The following is a 16,521-nucleotide window of genomic DNA, read 5'->3' as shown; positions in this document are numbered from 1 at the left end:
AGTGAAACGGGAGCGGTCGCATCTGTGAAGGCAGGTGCGACGAAGCAAAAGATAAGCCAATCCACCACAACAAGATCAACCAGACTGACAAGGGTAAACACGAGAAATACCTGCAAAAAAGCTTGGGAAAAATCCCAGCGTGGAGATCAACGGAACGGCGACGAGCAGCGAACGAAGTATTTATGAAATTGTTTGTATCAATCCTATGGCGAGAGGCAGCAGATATTCTACTGAATAAATGTTTACCTAAGGAAACATAATTGTATATATACAAAAATGTTCCAATCGTGTAAACTTGGGGTGTAACAAACAATTGGAAAAAGGAGATTATGGAATGGAACAATTTATTTTGCCGGAGCTGCCTTACGGATATGACGAGCTGGAGCCTTATCTGGATGCCAGGACGATGGAAATTCATCATAGCAAGCATCATGCAACGTATATAGCGAATTTAAACAAGGCGCTGGAGGGCCATTCGCAGTTTAAGAATGCAACCGTCGAAGAGCTGATCAGCAATCTGAACGATGTGCCGGAGGATATTCGGATGGCCATCCGGAATCACGGGGGCGGGCATTACGGTCATAGCCTGTACTGGTCCATCATGAGTCCTAACGGGGGCGGAGCGCCCTATGGAGATATTGCCAAGGGGATCGAGAAGTATTTCGGCAGTTTCGAGCAAATGAAGGACGAGCTGACGAAAGCGGCAATCAGCCGTTTCGGATCGGGCTGGGGATGGCTTGTTGTCGACGGAGACAAACTGGAAGTGACCAGTACACCGAATCAGGACACTCCTTTTATGGAAAATAAAACCCCGATTCTGGTCGTCGATGTGTGGGAGCATGCCTATTATTTGCAGTATCAGAACAAGAGGCCGGACTTCGTGTCTTCCTGGTGGAATGTCGTCAACTGGGAAGAGGTCAACCGCCGATATAACGAAGCGATTCGTTAAAATGCAATGTTGGCCGAGGCGGCAAGCTGCTTCGGCCATTTTCCGCGTACAGCGACAAGGAGGTCCGCATGATGAAGCTGCAAGTAAATTCCAAAGACCTAGGGAGACGCGGCGACGGAGAATGCGGCAGGGCATCAGGCGAAATCGAAGCTGAAGGTGGAAGATATCCGGTGCTTGCACTTGGCGAATGATATTTTGTCCCGCATGTGGAAAGAGCCTCCCGGTCTGCTTGAGCTTGCGAGAATGGCCGGTCTCAACGATTACAAGCTTAAGCTGGGCTTCAAAGAGTTGTTCGGCACGACGGTATTCGGCTATGTGTGCGCACTGCGGATGAACGAAGCGCGCAGCCTGCTGGAGCAGGGCAAAGTCAATGTCAGCGAAGCGGCCGGGATGGTCGGCTATCATAATTTAAGTCATTTCTCCCTGCTGTTCCGCAAAACGTTAGGCTACAACCCGAGCGAGATCCGCAAATCTTAAAACGATGTAAGCATAGCGACGCAGCCAGCCTCTTAGAGGATGAGCTGCTTTTTTTGTTTTGGCTGCCGCCTGCGGCTCAAATTTGTGATTGTTAACACACTTATGGAAAAATTACTAAAAATATCTAAAAATCTCAAGCGCCCTGTCCGATATACAATGAAAAGTGTAATCTGGAACGAATTTGCAGAAAAATCAAAGATTCCGCGCAATATGGAGACGGAACGGAAGGCAGGCTGAACGATGGAGCATATGGACGAGCAGTGGCTTGAGCTAATAGGCAAGCAGGAGCAGGAAGAACGTCAGAAGGCGCTGAAGGCGGCCTTGTCGGCAGAGAACGTCAGCCGGGCGATTCAAGCGGGGGAGCTTGTGCTGGGCGACGAGACGATCACGTTTTCCAGAACGGAAGTGGTCCCCGGACAAGTGTTCATGTTTGTGCCGGATTCCTTCGAGCCTATGCCGGAGGATTACGCCAAGATCAAATATCCGGCCGACCGCCGGCCGAAGCTGATCTATACCGACCCGACGCTGGAGATTAACCTGACCGTAAATCCGACGGCCAACCGGATGGTAAACGACGAAATGGACACGTTCGTCAAGGATCTCAGCTTCATGATCCGGCGGATGCAGCCGAATGCCAAATGGATCGGCGAAGGCGTCCGCGAGGTCGGCGGCCGCAAGATGGGCTTTTATGAATTTTCCGTGCCGGTGCTGGACGGAGTCATGTATAACGGCATCTTTTTCATTGAACTGGATGGAAAAGGCGTCTTTTTTGGCTTGAACTGCATGGAGAAATATACGGAGCAGTGGCGCCCGATCGCCCACGGCATCATGGACGTCCTACAAATCAATCCGAAGCGGGAAGGAGAGGAATAAAGGGTGGCAGAACGGTCTTATGCGACTTATCAGGATCTGGAAGTTACGCCTTTTGCGTTCGAATCGATCCAGGAGCTGGCGATCGTCAAGCAAATCAACGAGCATGCCACGCTTCGCTTGACCGGCATCGTCCCGGAAGAGCTGAAAGCCAGCTACATGGAAATGAATCATGCCCGGACGAATATCACCGTTTCCCAAAAGACCGAGCAGGGTGGGAAAATCCACCTGTTTCAGGGCATGATTATGAGCATGCAAATTCATCAAGTGCGGGACGTTTACCAGTTGGAGCTGGAAGCCGTATCGCTGTCGTATCAATTCGATGTGACGCGCAAGGACCGCACGTTTCAGGACGTGGGAATGGCCTATTCGCAGCTGGTGGACAAGGTCGTGCAGGACTATGACGGCGCAGACGTGATGGATGCGGCCTCGAACGGCGCTGCGATCGGCCGTGTTGTTCTGCAGTACCGGGAGACGGACTGGGAATTGCTGAAACGGTTAGCCTCCCATTTCCATACCGGGCTCGTGCCTGCCGTCGCCTTTGATTCCCCAAGAGTCCATTTCGGCGTTCCGGACCTCGGCTTCAAAGGGGAAGTGAACGCTTATCATTACCGCGTGCACAAACGGATGGAGCTGTACCAACAATCAGTACAGGGGCTGATTCCGGAGTTAAGCGAGAGCGATTGCATCTTTTATGAAGTGGAAACCGATCAAGTGTTCGAAATCGGCATGGAAGTGACGTTTGACCGGCAGCGGCTCGTTGTCTATGAGGTCCGGGTGAGCATGCTCGACGGACTTCTGAAATATAAGTATCTGTTGACCACGCGTCCGGGTCTGAGCGTGCGGAAGCAGTATAACATGTCCATCGTCGGGGCGTCGCTGCAAGGGAAAGTGATTGCGGTCGCCAAAGACAAAATCAAAGCGCATTTGAACATCGATCCAGCGCAGGACACAGGAAAAGCGTTCTGGTTTCCATACTCGACGATCTATGCTTCCGAGGACAATGCCGGCTGGTATTGCATGCCCGAGAACGGGGACGATGTGCGCATTTATTTTCCGACGCACAAGGAAGAGGATGCGATTGCGATCAGCTCCGTGCCAAAGCCAAAGCCCGAGGCGGGAGCCGTAGGCGGCGGTGGAGCGGCAGGAGGAGGCGGAGCGTCGGGGGCGGCCGGCGGTGGCGGAAGCGATCCGATGGAAGACCCGAGCATCAAAACGATCAAGACTAAGAACGGCAAAATGATCGTGCTCGCTCCAGACCACATTCTCATCACAGGCGACGGCGTGTCGATCACGCTCAGCGATGCGGACGGCATCTCGATTATCAGCAGCAAAAACGTAACGGTGAAAGCGACCGAGGAAGTGACGATGACCTCGAAAAAAATAACGATTTCCGCTCAGGAAAAAATCGAATTGACCTGCAAAGCCAGCTCCGTCGTGCTGGAGGACCGCGTCGATGTGAAAGGCACCCAGGTTCATAACAACTAAACGAAGCGCACGCTTGCGCGAGCGGACAAATGCCGGGGAGGAGAAACGATTGCAGCAGGAACCGTTAGAACGATGGCTGACGCAGGAGGTCGCGCCGCAGCAGGAGGCATTGATTAAGCGTTTGGGCGCGGAGGTCCGGGAGCAGGCCAAGGCCCGCATTCGGGAGTGGATCGAGCCGTTCCGCAAGCTTTGCCTTCGCATTCATGCGATGCAAGAGGCCGGTGACAAGCGTCCCATAGCCTATATCCACGTCTCTTATTTGCGCTCGTGGCTTGGACAAGGAAAGCTCATGTGCAGTCTGGAAGCGTACGACGATACTTGGTATTTGGACCGGGCGGCTTGTATGGAGCTGCACGAGCTGCCTTGGCTGTATGATCATTTGGAAATGTACCGGAAAAAAATAGACGAGGCACGCAAAAGCTACGGCACCGATATTTTGCCCTTGGAAAGCGACCGCGTCTGGATGGAAGACGTGTCTATCGCCGGCCATTATGTCGTCAGCCTCGTCCGGGCGGCCGCTTCGCATATTGTGGAGCTGCCGGAGTTTCAACGAATCCAGCGGGCAGATACGTTCCGCATTCGCGCGGGCGAGTACCTTGATCTGAGCGAGGACGTGTGGGTGGAAGTGCGCGAGGAAAAGGATGCGGCGGCGATCCGCGCTTCGCTGGAGCGGCAGGACGGCACGCTTTTCCGCTATCAGGACTGGCGCAAGCTCGATTTGAGCGGCGGTCGCTACGAAGGGGCCGATGTGGCTTACAGCCATCTGGCCAGCTCTAATCTGACGGGAAGCCGCCTGAACAAAAGCGTCTGCTTAGGGGTCGATTTCAGTGGCAGCCGCATGCGGGACGTCGATCTGAGCCAAAGCGTGCTGTATGACGCTAACTTCAGCCATTGCGACCTGCAGGGGGCGAATTTTCAGGAAGCCGTCGGTGGTGAGCCGCTTATTCATGAAGGGCAGGTTATGGGCACCTTCGGCGTCAGCTTTGCCGGGGCGAACCTGCAAGGGGCGAACCTGATGTTTGCGGACTTGGAGCATGCGGACTTCCAAGGAGCCGATTTGCGGGAAGCCAAGATCATTCTGCAGGAGGCGGCCAAGTTTACGCTTAGCGAGGAGCAGAAGCGGCAGGTGCGATGGATGGAAGAAGACGAGACGGGGCGGCTGGTTGAGGTTCGGAACTAGACCCATGCCGGGGAGGACAGAACGGGCTCATGTACTATTTTCGTTTGCAGCAGGATAAGCGGTTCATCGACGGCTTGAGGCTGGAGCAAGTCAGCCGGGATATGGAGATTAAGGAGCGGAACATCGTGTTTGTGAAAGAGGACGGGGACAAGCCGGTTTACCTCGACTTCATCGACCACCCGCGCCGGCTCGTATCGGACCGGCTGAAAGCGCTGCTTGAGAAATACGACGACCGGCTGCGGTTTCAATCCGCTATCGTGACCGGGCGAAGCACGCAGCGTCAAGACATTTACTGGTTTATGGAGCCGGGCGAGCTGGATTGTTTGTCCGGGAAGACGCAGGTGGACGCCGGCAGGACTTGCCGACGCTTGGTGCTGTCGGCGCCAAACGTGCGGCGGGAGCGCATTTTTCGCGTGGCGGGCTTGCAGGAAGATGTGCTGATCGTCCGGCTGGACATCGCGGAAAGCTTGCTCCGACGGGCGTTTACCGGGCTTCATTTGACCCCGGTGGAGTTGGATTAGGGGAATAGCGTTGCTCTGAGCTTGTTGAGAAAGTGGCCAGATTGAGGTAATAGAGTGTACGAGGGGGTGGGGTATCTACTTCCGGTCGCTGTTGTCTGCAGGAAATTTTTATTGGAAGCCGCTTAGCAGCGGATATTTCCCGCAGACAAAGGCGCACGCTATCGCTCCTCCAGTAGATACCCCACTTCCGTATGTATCTCTATTCTAGTCAAAACCACTTTCCCAACACTCTAAGTTTCGCAAAGCAAATCCTAGTAAGATAGCAAAGTCAGTAATGCTTACGAAGATGGCTTTGCCAGAGCAAAGCCCAGTAACGCTTACGAAGCAGGCTTTGCCAGAGCAAAGCCTAGTAACGCTTACGAAGTCGGCTTTGCAAAAGCAAAGCCCGGAGGAGGGAAACAAATGCCTAGTGTCAGATCGTTCATAAAGCCCGCGGGTCCTGCCGTTGAAGCGCCAGCGGGGCAGGAAGCCAGCTATGTCGTAAGGGGAGCCATGCTGGAGTGCGAATGCGGCAGCAACCCGAATCTGCTCAATCTGCCGACGTGCCATGGCGCATACATTCAAGGGCAGCCGCTCATGAATGTCGCGGACAGCAAGCCCGTCGTCAATATTCCGGTGACCTTCGGCGTATGCGAGGCGCTGGATGCACCGTGCGAACCGCAGGTGAACATGGAGTGGATGAACGGGAAAGCGGACGTGCTCATCGACGGTAAGCCGGTGTTAACCAGCGACTCCTACATCATGTGCATGAAGCATGCGAACGGAGTCATCTATATTGCCGATGACGGGCAGAAGAAAGAATAGCTTCCGTCAGCGGCAGTTGGTTTATTGAGCCTTACGCCATCTTTTACTTGCAATAGATTTGAGGGGGATGGACGTGTCAAATAACGAATCGGATCGCCTGTCGGGCTTGACCGTACAGGATCTAGTACTGAAATGGCCGTACGGAAAGCTACGGCTTGAAGAAATAAAAATGACGCGGTTTCCCGGAGCCCATGCACGCATGCAGTTCGGGGGTATCATGAGCGAGGAAGACAGCCAAGCGCTGCTGCGGCAAAGCAGCCATCGCGACCATATAGGCCTGTATGTGGCTCGGGAAGGGCAGCCGGAGGAGCCTTTATTCCTCGGGCAACTGCATGAAATCCAAGTCGATCATATCCATGGGGTATACAACGTACAAGTGGACGTCATCTCGCATACGTACCAGTTGGACGTTGGGCGCAAAAGCCGTTCCTTCCAGCATGCGGGCATGCTTTATACGGATGTGCTGTCTGAAGTGATCCACGCGTATCCGGGTGGAAACTTTCTGGAAACCGACGCATTCCAGCGCGGGGCTTCGCTCGGCGATCTGGTGCTCCAATACGAGGAGACCGACTGGGAATTTATTCAACGGATTGCTTCCCATGCAGGCGCAGTGGTGATGCCGGACGTCAGCACCCATGCCCCGCGTCTGTGGATCGGTACGCCGTCGGGCAGGCAGCATGTGAAGCTGGAAGAGGGCGCATACGGCATCCGGCACGATGTGCAATCGTTTCTGACAGCGGTGGAAACGAAAGTGGAACGCTTCCAGGAAGAAGATTTTACGCGTTTTATCGTCGCAAAGGACCAGTGGTTGGAGCTTGGGGCTGAGGTGGAGAGAAACGACCGTCTGTTTGTCGTTGCTGGCATTCAGGGAGCACTGGACCATGGCATCCTGCAGTTCGAATACTTGTGCACCACACCGGCAGGGCTGCGGCAAAACAAGCGATATAACGAGAACCTGCCGGGTCTGGCGATGGATGGGAAAATTTTAGCGATCGGTGTCAAGAAAGCGAAAGTGCATCTGGATATTGACAAAAACCAGCCGGAGCACGAAGCCGTCTGGTTCCCGTACTCGTCGCCGACGAGCCATATTTTCCATGCCATGCCGCCGGTCGGATCGCGGATCAAGCTGTATTTTCCGACGCACGACGAAGCGGAAGCGATGCTGATCCAGTCGGTGCGAACGCCGTTTTCTCAGCAGGGCGAGGCGGCAGAGAAGGCGAACAAGAAAATGGCCGATACGACCGTAAAGTCGTTCTCCACAGGCGGAGGCAAGGAATTCGAACTGGGGACGAAGGATATTTCGTTTACAGCGAAGGAAGGCGCGCTGTTCATCACCATCGGCGAAGAAGACGGGATCACTCTGCAAAGCGATAGGGACCTCGTGCTGATGGCGGAGCAGGAACTATCGTTTAGCGAGCTGAAAACGTTCCGTGCGGAGGCTCAGGAAGAGCTGTGGATCGCAGGCGGCAAAAGCAGCATGATGCTGACCGACATGACCGACGTGATGGGCCAGCAGGTCATGATGACGGGCAGCGAGCGGCAATCGTTCGAGGCGCTCAGTAACCCGGAAGCGGAACAGGCCAAGAGCGACAAGGAGAAGGACGGCTTCCTGGAAAAGCTCGGCATGGCGCTAGATGTGCTGAGCATGGTGCCGGGTCTTGGCATCATCGCGGGAGCGGCAAGCGCAGTCGTGAGCATTTGCCGCGGGGACTTCCTTGGCGCGGCCTTATCTATCGGCTCGATGCTGCCGATCGGAGGCGCGGCGTTCGGCGCAGCGAAGCTGGCGGCGAAAGGCGTAGCCAAGGTCGCGGCCAAAGCGGCGGCGAAGGCAGGCAGCAAGATGGCTGGGAAAATCGGCCGGGCCGCGGCTAAGAAGGCGGTACAGTTCGGGAAAAATACGTTGAACAAGGTGATGACGGGAGCCAGGAAGCTGAAGCAGAAGGCCGAGGAGCTGCGGGAGCTTCTGCAGAAGAAGCTGCAGGATATGCAGCAGAATCTGGCGGAGAAGGGGAAGGCGCTGCTCCAGAAAGCGCTGGAAAAATCCGGGGTGAAGAAGGCGCTTACCAAGTTCAACCATAAAGTGTTGAAGAAATTCGAGTGCACCAAAGGCCTTGGCGACCGTTTCTGTAAATGGGGCTTTGAGCCGGTCGATCTGATCACGGGACGGATGATGAGCGAAGCGACAGACTTCGAATTTCCGGGCCCGCTACCGCTCCAATGGGATCGACGCTGGATCAGCGACAGCGGTCATCGGGGCTTGCTCGGTCATGGCGTGCATCACAGTCTGGATATGCGACTGGAGGTGCTGGATGATGGCATCGGTGTATTGCTCGCTGACGGACGGGCGGTTTCGTTCGAACGTTTGCATCGGGGCCTGATGGAAACGCGAAACCTGAAGGAACAGATGGTCTTACGCCGGGAGGGAACCGGGTATGCGCTTTTCGAGGAAGACAGCCGTCTGACGTATCATTTTGGAAAAAAGACTGGGATGGAAACGAAATTCCGTCTGGAACGGATCGGGCAGGAATGGGGACATTCCATCGTCCTCTCGTACGATGACCGCGGGTATTTGAAACAGGTGACGGATAGTGTGGACCGGAGGCTGGACATCCAGACGGACGAAGCCGGACGCATCACGAAAGTGACCCATGTCTACCGTGGGGAGCAGCGCGAGGTGCTGGTGCAGTACGGCTATAACGAGGCAGGGGACCTTATTGCGGTAACGGATGCGTTGGGACAGACGACCCGCATGTCTTATGAAGGTCACCTGATGCTCAAGAAGACGGACCGCAACGGGTACAGCTTCCACTGGCGTTATGACGGCCCGACCACCGGAGCGCGCTGCGTTCATACGTACGGGGACGACGGGCTGTTGGAAGGACGCATCGTGTACAATGACGGCTGGAATGAAGTGAGCAACAGCCAGGGGCATTCGACGACGTACGAATACAACTCGGAGTATTATTGTACCCGGATCGTCGACCCGCTGGGCGGCGTTGTGCAGTATGAGTACAACGAGCTGGGCGAACTGCTGAGCGAAACGGATGAGGAAGGCCGGATCACGCGGTATGCGTACGATGAGTTCGGACGGATCGTCGAGGAAGTGCAGCCGGATGGAGGCGCATGGAAGTATACGTACCGTGAAGACGGAAGACTGGAGCAGGTGATGGACCCGGAAGGCGGCATCCGGGCATGGCAGTATGATGAGCTGGGTCGGGTGAAGGGAGTTGTAGGGGCCGATCAGACGGTGACGCGTTTTGCCTACGATGAGCGGCATCGGATCAGCGAAGTACACGATCCGAAAGGGGCGGTAACGCGACTCGTTTACGATGGGCAGGATAACCTGATCGAGGTCACGCTGCCCGACGGGACGAGCGGAAAGTGGGCGTACAACCACCGGGGAGAATGTTTGCAGGAGACGAATCCACTGGGAGCAAAGCAAGTGCTGGTTTACGATGCGCTGGGCCGAGTTGTGCGTTCCGAGCTGCCGGATGGCAATGTAATTAAGCTGAAGTATAACGCCTACGACGAAGTGATCCTCGCGGAAGATAACCAGCACCGTGTAGCATTCGGGTATACCCCGCTTGGTAAGCTGACTTGGCGCGAAGAAAAGGGTAAGCGTGTCAAGTTGACCTACAATAAGGAAGATGAACTGACCGAAGTCATCAACGAGCGCGGCGAGCGGTATGTGCTGGAGCGCGATGCGAACGGAAGCATCGTTCGCGAAACAGGCTTTGACGGAATTGTACGGCAATACGTGCGAAGCCCCGCGGGTTTGCTACAGAAGGTGGAGCGGCCCGGAGGACGATGGACGGCTTATAGCCATGACGTCATGGGGCGCGTAACGCAAGTGGAATATAGCGACGGTCTTGTGGAGACGTTTAGGTATAATCGGATGGGGGAGTTACTGGAGACAGCCAATCCTTTTGCAGCGGTGAAGCTGGAATATGACCGGGCCGGTCGCGTAATGAAGGAATGGCGGGATGCGTACTGGGTAGCAAGCCAATACGATGAAATGGGTAACCGGACGGAAGTAAGCAGCAGCCTTGGCGCATATGTGACGATGGAACGCGACATTTCGGGACAAGTTAGCCAGATGCAGGCTCAACAGCAGCGCGGAGGCGACGCAGCTCAGAACGTCGGCACGCCGTGGACGGCGCAGATGAAGTACGATGCGCTTGGACAGGAGATCGAGAGACTGTTGCCCGGCGGAGTAATCAGCAGCTGGCAGTACGATATCGCGGGACGGCCTGAACGACACAGTATAAAAGCAGGCGGACGGGAAACGCGCAAACGAAAGTATACGTGGGATGTGAATAACCGTCTAAAGTCCGTGCTCAACGAGCTGACAGGCAAGAAAACGCAGTACGGATACGACGATTTTGGAACCTTGATCGGGGCTACAAACGACTTCATCAAAATCTTCCGCATGGCCGACGATGTTGGTAACCTGTATAGCACCGGTCACAAAACGGACCGGACATACGGAGCCGGCGGGCGGTTACTGGAGTTCAATGGAACGAAATACAGCTACGATGAAGAAGGAAATCTCACGGAGAAAATAGAACCGGACGGCACGCATTGGCGCTATGAGTATTATGGTAATAATATGATGAGCAAGGTTGTGCGGCCGGACGGGCAGGAAGTTACGTTTACGTATGATAGCCTTGGTCGCAGGATTGAGAAGCATTTTAACGGTGTGGTACACTGTTATGTATGGGATGAAAACATTATCCTGCATGAGTGGAAAGTGGAGAAGTCCCAAACTGAGAGTGGGGTAGCATGGAACGGACGAGTGCTGAATCCTGATGGTTTGATTACATGGATCTTCGAAGACGGAACATTTCATCCTGCAGCGAAAATCACACCGGAAGGCTCGTACAGTATCATAACAAATCATCTGGGTACGCCTGTTGAGATCTACGACGATACAGGGGAAAAGATTTGGTCGTGTGAACTGGACATTTACGGGAAGGTTCGGCGGCAAGATCTTTTTGGGGAGCGAAGTGCATGCCCGTTCCGGTATCCGGGTCAGTATGAGGATGAGGAGACGGGGCTGTATTACAACCGTTTCCGTTACTACTTGCCACATGAGGGTGTTTATACACAGCCAGACCCCATCGGACTTGCTGGTGGAAATCCGACGCTTTATGCGTATGTTGGTGATCCAAATGCATGGATTGATCCATTTGGATTGAATACGCTACCGTCTTTACCAAACAGAGTAATTGCTTCAAGTGGGAGTACAAGTATAGTGCATTATTATGCAGATTTAGTTAGGGAGCATGCTGATCCTATTCATTTCCATATTGAGGAAAACGGGAAGTCTATAGGTAAAATAAAGGCAGATGGTAAATTGATTGATGGTAAATTAAATAAACAAGTAACCGAATTGCTAAAAGATAAATCTGTGATTGGAAAAATGCGTAGAGCGGAAAAAAGAATAGCAAATTACATTAGAAAAGTTGGAGGATCAATGGTAGGTGGTCGACCATTTAAACCAGGAGCTAGAGGTCCAAAAGGAGGATGTCCATAATAAATATGAACGGAAATTTATTTGATATTTTGGATAGTTATTATAGGAATCCAAAATCTATGGAGAACTTTTGGGATAAGAAAAAGGAATTCTCTAAAGTTCTTTCGCTGATTTTAGATGTAAAGCTAGATTCTTCTGCCAAAACAACTTTTCATCGCTATATAGATTATTTTATAAACTATACAATTGTTTTTTTGATTAAAAAAAATGATGATTTTTTACAATTGTTTAGTGAAGTGAATGATAAAAGTAAGAGGGCTACATTTATGGATCGCTACTTCTCGAATGATCTCATATCTTATGAAATGGTATGTAAGATTCTTAATGATGAAGAATTAATAAAAAAAATTGGTTTACATCATGAATGGATAGAATATCCTTTAATGTTACGGACAAGCTATTTACTTTCAATTTCAAAAGAAAGAGGAGTAGATGAAACTGATATTATTCCCTGTGAATTAGATTTAGATTGCTCGTTTAAAGAATATCTTTTGTCTTGGAGCTTTGAAGAAAAGAAATTATCAAAAAAAGGTATTGATTACTTTAAGAAAAATTTTGAAAATAAGTATAATCAACTCTGTAAAATCATGGGGATCAATCCATAGACTAAACATATGTAGAGAAGATATAATTCTTCTTTACATATGTTTTTTTGTGTTATAAAATGGGAAATTAGTAAAAAAATTAGGATATTCCAAAGATTATTATACAAAGATTCATGATGATTGGAGTAAAATAGATGTCCAGGATAAAAAAGCTAGAAATACACTTAGAGATTGATGAACTAGGGTCAGAAAGTATTCTTTTAAAGGCTGATAGATTCCATATCAAAGAAAGCAATGGCATATACTTAATAGAACTGGAAAATGCGATAATGTTACGTGATTATCCATTAGAACAAGGGAGCTTACTTTTTGTAAAAACAAATGTTGGTTCATCAATTATGTCTATATACTGTCTCGAAAAGCAATATCTAATCCAAAGAGAGAAACCTCAACCCATATGCATTAAAGCAGAATATGGTTGGATAAGAGCGGACTTCTGTAGTTTTTACCTTGACTTAATTAAATCATGGAGCAATAGAGAACAAAAATATAACTGGAGAGACCTCTCTATCTTTAAAAAAAGAGTCTGGCTTAATGCTTGCTTAGACTGGAATGGATTACAACAAACAATCAATAGTTCGGATAAGGATTTAATAATTGACTGTTCTATTATTAATTCAAAGATGGATGTGTATTGTTTGATTGGTGAAACTTTTTTAGGCTACAGTGGATATATGGGGCGGAATTTAGATGCCTTAGTTGATTGTTTGCGATGCTTGAAAAATATAAATGAATTTAGTATCCACTTTAAAAATTTTAGACATCTAAAAACACTTGATATACCCTATTATAAAATTGCCAACGAAAATTTTTCTAACCATTTGATGGATATTTTTAAAAAACATATGGTAGCCACTTTTGAATGAGAAACAGTAATGGATAGTATGAGGTGGGCGATCTGTAATGACTATAAATGAAAAATAGTTGTTATAGATGCCCATTATTCATACTACTAGTATTAGCGTTGTCAAGAAAGGTTGAATTAATTTGAAACAATTAGAAGCAGCGTTAAAAAAATTTATAGAAATTAGAAATACATATCGAGAATACTATACTCATTGTCAATTTAAAGAAGACGAAATTATTCTTGAAACGAATATGTTTTCAAATTTGATCGACAAACGTATACCACTCTCACCTGAATTGAAATTTTTTTATGATAATTGCACATTAAAAAAGGCTATTTTAGAAGATGGTTCCATCCTAAATGGAGTGAGTATTGACACCGGCACGTCTATTGCATATATAAGTACACCAGAGATGCTGTATAAAAGGCAATTAGGATTTCGTTGGGTCGGTGTAAAAGAACCATATAGGGAAGATGATAGCTGGGAACGTGCTTGGGTTATCATTGCTGATAGAAATGAAGATCCTATTATGGTAGATACAAGTAAACCAGGCTCGCCTGTTCTTGCACGCTACGAAATGAATGATTTCACAATAATCGCTAAATCTTTTGCAGAGTTTTTGGAGGTGTTGTCTATTGTAATAGAGGTTACGTACAAGAAATATCATGGTGAAATTATGAATGACGATGGGTTTGAGATTAGTGAGAAATTTCTTGATGATCTAAGAATTGCGTTAGGAACTATCCTAGACGATGATACACAAATTGAAAACATTTTAGATTATTTGTACGAGCTTTAAAATGTTAACAATCCGCTAAGATTCCATATGAGGATTAAATAGTTTTATTCGATTGATTTACGTATGTTAGAAATAGAATTGTTCTTCCGTGTATTTACTGTCTATCCTCATCTGGGACGACGTATCCCTTCCATCTCCGAATTGGATCGTGAACTATCGGCATGGGAGCGTGTCCGAACCAAAGCCAAAGGGGTGTGGACAGGCAGTTCACGACCTCCGATGCAAGAATCAAACTAAAACGCCTTTATCCACAATTTAAAGATTGACAAGATACTAGCTTATATAGGTATCGTAAACCATGAAAAAAAGGTAATAGGAAAATATCCATTCCATATCTATGATAAGATTTACTACCATAAAGACGGATTCCCGGAAGGCTCTGTGAATGTTGTTTTGAACGGCGATTTGCCCTATGTGATGACGAGCGAAGAGTTGGACATTTGGGAGAAATGGAGAGCATCCTATCCTGTGGCAATCAATGAATGGGCGATGCTTGACGAGGATCACCGAAGAGCTTGGCTTAAAATAGTTTCTACCTACCAACCCAAACGACGTGATGATGAAGAAAGCGAACAAAGGCTATTTTTCTTGGATGGAACCTACGTCACGGATTATTGTTCCTTTTTCTGCGCGTTAGGGGAAGCAATTCGGGGTCCGGGAGGCTATTACGGATTCGATTTTAATTCTTTCATCGATTGCTTGCACGGTGGATTCGGAGCAAGGGCGCCTTTCACTCTGATATGGAAAAATGTGCAGGTCGCGCAAAAATACTTAGATCTTCAAGCATGGCTCAAAGAGATTGACTATAAGCGAAAGCGCGATGTCAAACTCAACGCAGAAGCCATATTCGAAGAGTTAGGCAACCGGCCGTTATTTCAAGCGATCGTTGAAAACTTGCAAGAACAGGGCGTCACGGTTGTCTTTGCATGAATAATTTCAGTTGACACTGGCTTCCGGACTGCTATAGACTTACTGTGGACAACCGAATAGGTGGAAACAGGTGCTTCAGCAAACGGCTGAAGCTTAAAAGGGAAGTACGGTGCAAATCCGTCGCGGTCCCGCCACTGTTATGGGAGCCGGAAGGTCCGGCTATTTTTCGGCATTGCGTCACTGGAGCTTATTTCCGGGAAGACGCCGAAGGAGAAACCCTGAGTCAGGAGACCTGCCTGTTTTGACAACACTGCTATAACCTGCGGAGAATGGGGAGGTGTTAGGATGCTGGAGCTAATTCGAGACCTTGATGGGTCCATCGGGTCGTCATCTCTTATGGAGGAGCATTTCTAACCGCTGGTTGTGGTTGGAGATGCTCCTTTTTGCATGTACATAGGAAAAAGAGGGGGAGTCCGATGAGCAGCATCACACAAGAGAGGTCTGCACGAGCGGACCTGGCCGTAGCCGAAGGACGTTTCCCCTTGGTGCTGCTGGGGCTGTTCGGAATTTTGCTTGGTTCGATTACACTTGCGGTTATGATGGGACCGGTTCGCATCGAACCGTCGACCGTCTGGAAAATTGCCTTCTCGCATATACCTGGACTGGATCTGTGGCTGGAGCCGGATTGGTCCAAGGCGCAGGGTAACATCGTCTGGGATATCCGCTTCCCGCGCGTGCTGCTTGGCGCCGTGGTCGGAGGCGGACTGGCTGTGGTAGGCACCGCGATTCAAGCATTGACCCGCAACCCGCTGTCGGACCCGTATATTCTGGGAGTGTCCTCCGGGGCATCGACTGCCGCGACGCTCGTTATTTTATTCGGGGCTTTTCAGCTGTTCGGGCAGTACGCTTTATCCGTGTCGGCTTTTATCGGTTCGTTAATTGCCATCGTTCTGGTGTACATGCTGGCCCGCGTAGGAGGCGCGCTGTCCAATACCCGCTTGCTACTCGCCGGTATTGCGGTATCGATGATGTTGTCGGCTTTGACCAGCTTCATCGTCACGATGGCTCCCAAGGAAGAAGGCATCCGCTCGGCGATGTTCTGGATGATGGGAAGCCTGACCGGGGCCAAATGGAGCTTCTTAACGTTTCCGTCCTGTATTGTCGTTGCCGGTACGCTGTATCTGCTGCTCCAATACCGTTCGCTGAACGCGCTGCTCATGGGGGAAGAGACGGCCGTGACCTTGGGGGTGAACATGGATCGCTTCCGTAAAGTGCTGGTTATTCTGACCTCCTTGCTAACGGGGGTAATCGTTGCCGTGAGCGGAGCCATCGGGTTTATTGGCTTGATGATCCCGCACTTGGTTCGGCTGATGGTCGGCTCCGATCATCGCCGCGTTTTACCGGTCAGCGTATTGCTCGGAGCGTCGTTTATGATCTGGGCCGACGTGTTTGCGAGGCTCGTCATTGCGCCGGAGGAGCTTCCGGTGGGGATTGTGACGGCGTTGTGCGGCGGACCGTTCTTCATTTGGCTTCTGCGTCGCAGCACGTACTCGTTCTAGAGGGAGGGACCAAGA

General features: G+C 50.4%; 13 protein-coding genes, 1 pseudogene and 1 riboswitch. All 14 genes and pseudogenes read left to right on the top strand.

What is annotated here, in order from left to right:
• Positions 1–334: 334 nt before the first annotated feature.
• Positions 335–949: a superoxide dismutase gene (locus ET33_RS01670; RefSeq protein WP_036675561.1), complete on the top strand. Its 615-nt coding sequence runs from the start codon at positions 335–337 to the stop codon at positions 947–949.
• Positions 950–1,017: 68 nt separating this feature from the next.
• Positions 1,018–1,140: a hypothetical protein gene (locus ET33_RS40205; RefSeq protein ID WP_268808304.1), complete on the top strand. Its 123-nt coding sequence runs from the start codon at positions 1,018–1,020 to the stop codon at positions 1,138–1,140.
• Positions 1,130–1,426 (top strand): helix-turn-helix transcriptional regulator, encoded by a 297-nt coding sequence (locus tag ET33_RS01665; RefSeq protein ID WP_235206614.1) that lies wholly within the window; start codon positions 1,130–1,132, stop codon positions 1,424–1,426. Before ET33_RS40205 ends, ET33_RS01665 begins: the two co-directional genes overlap by 11 nt.
• 240 nt (positions 1,427–1,666) lie before the next feature.
• Positions 1,667–2,299: a hypothetical protein gene (locus ET33_RS01660; protein ID WP_036675557.1), complete on the top strand. Its 633-nt coding sequence runs from the start codon at positions 1,667–1,669 to the stop codon at positions 2,297–2,299.
• Positions 2,300–2,302: 3 nt separating this feature from the next.
• A complete protein-coding gene (locus ET33_RS01655; RefSeq protein ID WP_036675554.1) occupies positions 2,303–3,784 on the top strand; it encodes a hypothetical protein in 1,482 nt (493 codons plus the stop codon).
• A gap of 49 nt (positions 3,785–3,833) precedes the next feature.
• Entirely contained in the window at positions 3,834–4,964 is a 1,131-nt protein-coding gene (locus tag ET33_RS01650) for a pentapeptide repeat-containing protein (protein WP_036675552.1), read from the top strand.
• Positions 4,965–4,990: 26 nt separating this feature from the next.
• A pseudogene (locus ET33_RS01645) lies at positions 4,991–5,485 on the top strand (imm11 family protein); the annotation flags it as partial.
• A gap of 402 nt (positions 5,486–5,887) precedes the next feature.
• Positions 5,888–6,289 (top strand): DUF4280 domain-containing protein, encoded by a 402-nt coding sequence (locus ET33_RS01640; RefSeq protein ID WP_051775035.1) that lies wholly within the window; start codon positions 5,888–5,890, stop codon positions 6,287–6,289.
• A gap of 73 nt (positions 6,290–6,362) precedes the next feature.
• Positions 6,363–11,825 (top strand): DUF6531 domain-containing protein, encoded by a 5,463-nt coding sequence (locus tag ET33_RS01635; protein ID WP_152570574.1) that lies wholly within the window; start codon positions 6,363–6,365, stop codon positions 11,823–11,825.
• A gap of 5 nt (positions 11,826–11,830) precedes the next feature.
• Positions 11,831–12,430: a hypothetical protein gene (locus tag ET33_RS01630; protein ID WP_152570573.1), complete on the top strand. Its 600-nt coding sequence runs from the start codon at positions 11,831–11,833 to the stop codon at positions 12,428–12,430.
• A gap of 134 nt (positions 12,431–12,564) precedes the next feature.
• Positions 12,565–13,296 (top strand): barstar family protein, encoded by a 732-nt coding sequence (locus tag ET33_RS36145; protein ID WP_051775032.1) that lies wholly within the window; start codon positions 12,565–12,567, stop codon positions 13,294–13,296.
• A gap of 121 nt (positions 13,297–13,417) precedes the next feature.
• On the top strand, positions 13,418–14,077 hold the full coding sequence (locus ET33_RS01620; RefSeq protein ID WP_036675548.1) for a hypothetical protein: 660 nt from the start codon (positions 13,418–13,420) through the stop codon (positions 14,075–14,077).
• Positions 14,078–14,458: 381 nt separating this feature from the next.
• Positions 14,459–15,007 carry a barstar family protein gene (locus tag ET33_RS36140; RefSeq protein ID WP_235206613.1) on the top strand — a complete coding sequence of 183 codons (549 nt, stop codon included), beginning with the start codon at positions 14,459–14,461 and terminating at the stop codon, positions 15,005–15,007.
• A gap of 51 nt (positions 15,008–15,058) precedes the next feature.
• A riboswitch (cobalamin riboswitch) is annotated at positions 15,059–15,261 on the top strand.
• A gap of 162 nt (positions 15,262–15,423) precedes the next feature.
• Positions 15,424–16,506: a FecCD family ABC transporter permease gene (locus ET33_RS01610; RefSeq protein ID WP_081890157.1), complete on the top strand. Its 1,083-nt coding sequence runs from the start codon at positions 15,424–15,426 to the stop codon at positions 16,504–16,506.
• Positions 16,507–16,521: the final 15 nt, after the last annotated feature.

Source organism: Paenibacillus tyrphae (assembly GCF_000722545.1).
GTDB classification, from domain to species: domain Bacteria; phylum Bacillota; class Bacilli; order Paenibacillales; family NBRC-103111; genus Paenibacillus_G; species Paenibacillus_G tyrfis.
Note: the sequence above shows the minus strand (reverse complement) of the source record. Positions and strands in the feature narration are given on the sequence as shown.